General features: G+C 28.0%; 5 protein-coding genes. All 5 read right to left on the minus strand.

Annotation, left to right across the window (positions count from 1 at the left end; genetic code table 11):
* Positions 1-56 precede the first annotated feature (56 nt).
* The 5 genes from argH to I4U58_RS12455 all read right to left on the minus strand — a co-directional run bounded on the left by argH (position 57) and on the right by I4U58_RS12455 (position 4,896).
* Positions 57-1,373 carry an argininosuccinate lyase gene (gene argH, locus I4U58_RS12435; protein ID WP_195931662.1) on the minus strand — a complete coding sequence of 439 codons (1,317 nt, stop codon included), beginning with the start codon at positions 1,371-1,373 and terminating at the stop codon, positions 57-59.
* Positions 1,374-1,481: 108 nt separating this feature from the next.
* Entirely contained in the window at positions 1,482-2,303 is an 822-nt protein-coding gene (locus tag I4U58_RS12440; RefSeq protein ID WP_195931663.1) for a Cof-type HAD-IIB family hydrolase, read from the minus strand.
* Positions 2,304-2,573: 270 nt separating this feature from the next.
* Positions 2,574-2,954: a RidA family protein gene (locus I4U58_RS12445; RefSeq protein ID WP_195931664.1), complete on the minus strand. Its 381-nt coding sequence runs from the start codon at positions 2,952-2,954 to the stop codon at positions 2,574-2,576.
* Positions 2,955-3,135: 181 nt separating this feature from the next.
* Positions 3,136-3,840, minus strand: coding sequence for a M15 family metallopeptidase (locus tag I4U58_RS12450; RefSeq protein ID WP_195931665.1), 705 nt, complete (start codon positions 3,838-3,840; stop codon positions 3,136-3,138).
* 198 nt (positions 3,841-4,038) lie between these two features.
* Entirely contained in the window at positions 4,039-4,896 is an 858-nt protein-coding gene (locus I4U58_RS12455; RefSeq protein WP_195931666.1) for an SH3 domain-containing protein, read from the minus strand.
* Positions 4,897-5,146: the final 250 nt, after the last annotated feature.

Below are 5,146 nucleotides of genomic sequence, written 5' to 3' on the forward strand. Positions count from 1 at the left end.
ATAATAATAAAAAGCTATGTTTAAAAACATAGCTTTTTTTGTTTTATAACTTCTTATTATTTTAAGTTTTTCTTTATACCTTTTTCGATTATATTATTATAATCTATAAAGTCATATATATCTTCTTCAAATACTGGACTAAACTTTAATAATTCGTCTAATTTTAATTCTTCAATAGCTTTATCATTGTCTTCACAATATATAACTATTTGTCCAACTATACTATGAGCATCTCTAAAAGGTATGTTTTTATTTACTAGATAATCAGCAACTTCTGTAGCATTTAAAAATCCGCCTTTAACAGCTTTCTTCATATTATCTTCTCTAACTTTTAAAGTCGCTATCATACCCTCCATAGTCTGTAGGCACATTTCAAGAGTTTTTACACTATCAAAGAATCCTTCTTTGTCTTCTTGCATATCTTTGTTATAAGCAAGTGGTAGACCTTTCATTACTGTAAATAATCCAAATAAGTTTCCATAAACTCTACCAGCTTTACCTCTTATAAGTTCTGCACCATCTGGATTTTTCTTTTGTGGCATTATAGAACTTCCTGTAGTAAATAAGTCGTCCATTTCTATAAATCTAAATTCTTGAGAACTCCACAGTATTAATTCTTCACTTAATCTACTTAAGTGCATCATTATTATTGAAAAATCGCTCATTAACTCAAGAAGATAGTCTCTATCACTTACACCATCCATAAAGTTATCCATTGGCTTTTTAAATCCTAACTTTTGTGCAGTTATATTTCTATCTATATTATGAGTAGTTCCTGCTAATGCTCCACTTCCTAGAGGTGATTCATCTAGTATTTCTAAAGCATTTTTTATTCTCTTTTCATCTCTATCAAACATATTATAATATGCCATTAGATGGTGTTTAAAAGTAACAACTTGTGCTCTTTGTAAATGAGTATATCCCGGCATAATAACAGAATTATTATCTGCTACTTCTTTTATTGTTTCTTTTAAGTTTACAATATGACCTACGATATCATTTGCCTTTTCTCTAGCGTAAAGTCTCATATCTACAGCAACTTGATCATTTCTGCTACGAGCAGTATGTAACTTTTTACCTACATCCCCGATTCTTTTAATTAGATTTATTTCAACAAAACTATGTATATCCTCATAATCACCGCTTAAAGGTAACTTGCCAGATTCAATATCTTCTAGTATTGAATTTAAACCTTCTGTTATTTGTCTTCCTTCTTCTTCAGTTAAAAGCCCAACCTGTACCTGCATATATACATGAGCTAAACTTCCTTCAATGTCTTTTTTGTATAAAACATAGTCAAATCCAAAAGATTTATTGAATTCCTCCATTAATTTATTCTCGCCTTTTCTAAATCGTCCACCCCATAATTTCATATACTTCAATCCTCTCTATATTTATATAACTATACCAAACTTATATTACTTTTAAAGTATTAAATGATATGAGTTTGTAGTATAATCTCCCTTAAATAAATTTATAAATTAAATTCCTAAAAATTTATAAATTGCTTTTGCTACTCCATCTTCTGTATTTGTAGAAGTAACATAATCTCCCTGCTCTTTGACTGCCTCATCTGCATTTCCCATAACTACTCCCACTCCTGCAAATTTTAGCATGTCTAAATCATTGTAGTTATCGCCAAATGCAATAACTTCTTTTCTATCTATACCTAAGTATTTTACTAATTCTTTTAATGCTTCACCTTTATTTACACCTTTGTGCATAATTTCTATATTATTAAACCAAGATGAAGTTATTTCAATATCTTCTATTTTATTAAGTTCATTTTTAACATTATTTAATTTATCTCTATCATTATCATCTATAGCTATGATTTTTAAGATTTGATGATTTAATACTTCCTCTTTTAAATCATCTCCAAAATGAACATTTATTTCATCATTAAAAAAGTTTTTTAGTCTATCCTGTGTTTTCTTTTGATCTTCTCTGCTTAGATTTTTACATAACATAGTATTTTCAGAATAAAGTTGATAGTAAATTTTATTTTTTTCAAATATATCTATTATTTTTAAACAAATATCATTTGGAATGCTATTTTTATAGATAAGCTTGTTGGTTTTTGTTTCTTTAATTATAGCTCCATTACATGCAATTAAAGGTGTATTTATATCTAGAAAATCAAAATGTTCTCTAGCTGAATTATAAATTCTACCACTAGCTGGTACTATTTTAACACCTTTCTTAAGCGCTTTACTCAAAGCTATTTTGTTTTCTTTTGTTATTTTGTGATTATCCCCAAGTAGTGTTCCATCCATATCTGAAACAATTAATTTATATTCCATTTGAATTCCTCATTTGCATTTTATATTATTTATAACCTCTTTAATTTACCCTATTATAGATTATATCATAAGAGTTTTTATTTTTAAATAATATATCTATTGTAGTATGGAGATTCTATACTACTTTAATCTAGGCGTTAATATTATATAATTCAGTCGCCAATGGCTTTGTCCATTATTTTAGATAATAATGAATAGACCTAATAATATATAATTTCCTTATAATTAAAAAAATACTGCCTTAACTTAAAGTCAAGGCAGTATCTCTTATTATAATACTGCTATTAATTCTATTTCAACTTTTACGTCTTTTGGAAGTCTAGCAACTTCTACACAAGCTCTAGCAGGTTTATTTTCACCGAAATATTCAGCATATACTTCATTTATTTGAGCGAATTCATTCATATCTTTTATAAATACTGTAGTTTTAACTACGTTTGAGAAATCAGCTCCAGCTTCTTTTAATATAGCTTGAAGGTTTTTTAATGATTGAGCAGTTTGAGCTTTTACATCTCCTTCTACTATTTCCATTGTTTCAGGAACAAAAGGAACTTGTCCTGATACGAATAATAAGTTACCAGCTTTTACAGCTTGAGAATATGGTCCTATAGCTGCTGGTGCATTTTCAGTATGTATTACTTGGTTAGTCATTACAACACCCTCCTATAATCTATTCATTATTTATACAATTTTTTCTATTGCTACTTAATAGTACCTTATATTTATTTTTTAGTCAACCACTTGGATACTTGGTATTATTTGTATATTAACCCTTCAAAAAATCGCTTTCTTGAGAATTAGCCACTTTCGCCAATCTATCTCTAAAATATATTTAATAGATATTTAAATATTCTTCTAGTGTGGCATTGCCTTCTCTTAATTTGTAACTTATATTCGCCCCGACATATCTATAATGCCATGGCTCAAATTTATATCCTGTTATATCTGATTTTCCCTTAGGATATCTCAATATAAATCCATATTTATAAGCATTATTTCTAAGCCATTCATATTCTTTTGTAAATTCAAACTTGTCTTTTACTGATGTCCGCGGGTCTTCTCCATTTAAATCAAATGCTAGACCTGTTTGATGTTCACTATATCCTGGTTTTGCAGAAAATTTGTCTACATTAGTGTATTTTTCTTCATAGCTTTTATATAAATATTCTTGCACATCATAGCTTCTATATCGACTGACTATATTTAAATATATGCCGTCTTTTTGTGCGGCGTTTTTCATATTATTATAAGCATTTGTAGCATTATCAAATAATTCTTGATTATTTTTATATGTATAATTTTCACCTAAGCCGTATTTTTTATTTACTATAATTGTTCCTAATACGTTGTAGGCACCATTTTTATTTTTGATTATTGTAGTTGTCTGTGCATTTACCATTTCGCTTGTTTTTGCATAAATTGAACTTTGTTTTGATTTAATAGTTATATATTGTTTTGCTTCAAAGCCTGTAAATATGGCAATTACAAAAATAGATAATAGTAATATCATTATTATATTTTTATTTTTTGTATTCATATTTTCACTCCTATATATAAAACAGTATCTTTTCCTATTTTTTAACATATTAGGAGTATTTCCATAAAATGAATTTTTATAACATATTATAACCTTATATAGAATGCTTAAATATAAAAATAACTGGATTACGTTATGTATTCCAGTTATTTTATAAACTATATTCTTTTATTATGAATTTATCTTAGTAGTTATAAATTATTTTAATATTTGTATTTCTATACTTCTAACTCCCCATGAGTTACATGCTGATTCACTAGCCATAAATATATCTATTTTATTACCTTTTATAGCACCACCACAGTCTTCTGCTACATAAACTCCTCCAAGTGCTGGTATATAAACTCTTGTCCCATAAGGAATTACACTTGGGTCTACCGCTATTGTTCTACCTACTTTAGGTATTGCACCTGTAGATGTCATTGAATCTCCTGCATATGCAGTTGCACTTACTGTCATAGTCTTAACTACATTTGATGATGATTGAGTAGTTGAAGTTGATACTGGTTTTGCTGATGTTGATGTAGTAGTTGTTGTAGTTTTATTATTTAATTCACTGTAGTCGTGTTCATTTTCAACTTTAGTGTCTACATATTTACCACATATAAATCCTGTTTCACCATCTTCTAACTCTATTTCATACCATCCATTTTCGAATGCTTTTAATACTTTTACTTTATCTTCTTTTACTTTATTTCCAACTATATCATATGATGTAGCTGGTCCTTTTCTTATATTTAATTTATCTGCTGTTACTTCTCCGGCTAAAGTTATATATTGTCCATTTGTCCATGCTATTTTCCCATCTTCCATTTCGATTTTATACCATCCATTTTTTATAGATAATAAATCTATTCCATCGTTTTTTGAAAACGATCCGATTATATCATATGAAGTTGATGGTCCACTTCTTACATTTAATTTATCTGTATTTACTACTGCTACTGATTCTTTTGTAGCTACGTCTTTATTGCTTTGCGCAAATACTGCTCCCGTGTTTAACATTGTAAGTATAGCCATTGTGGCGACTGTTGTTGTTTTTAAATATTTAATCATAATATTTCCTCCTAGTTTTTAAAAGTTACAAGTTTGTTACTTTTCTTTTGTTGATATTAATTATATTACAACTTTGTTACTTTTAAAACACCTTTTTGGCAAAAACTTTGTTCCCTACCCCTAATAAGACGTAATTTGAATTTGTAATCTTCTGCTGAAAGCCAGTATTATCAAAGCGTACACACTTTTCATTTTTTATACATAAGATTTCTTATTTTCTTCTTCCAAAAATTCAATTTTTTATAATATT

This window comes from Clostridium sp. 1001270J_160509_D11 (genome assembly GCF_015667935.1).
Taxonomy (GTDB): domain Bacteria; phylum Bacillota; class Clostridia; order Peptostreptococcales; family Peptostreptococcaceae; genus Intestinibacter.

What these genes read in the sequence shown, in the direction of transcription:
- I4U58_RS12455 (WP_195931666.1), bottom strand. Translation starts at nt 4,896, where the DNA reads ATGATTAAATATTTAAAAACAACAACAGTCGCCACAATGGCTATACTT.
- I4U58_RS12445 (WP_195931664.1), bottom strand. Translation starts at nt 2,954, where the DNA reads ATGACTAACCAAGTAATACATACTGAAAATGCACCAGCAGCTATAGGA.
- argH (WP_195931662.1), bottom strand. Translation starts at nt 1,373, where the DNA reads ATGAAATTATGGGGTGGACGATTTAGAAAAGGCGAGAATAAATTAATG.
- I4U58_RS12440 (WP_195931663.1), bottom strand. Translation starts at nt 2,303, where the DNA reads ATGGAATATAAATTAATTGTTTCAGATATGGATGGAACACTACTTGGG.
- I4U58_RS12450 (WP_195931665.1), bottom strand. Translation starts at nt 3,840, where the DNA reads ATGAATACAAAAAATAAAAATATAATAATGATATTACTATTATCTATT.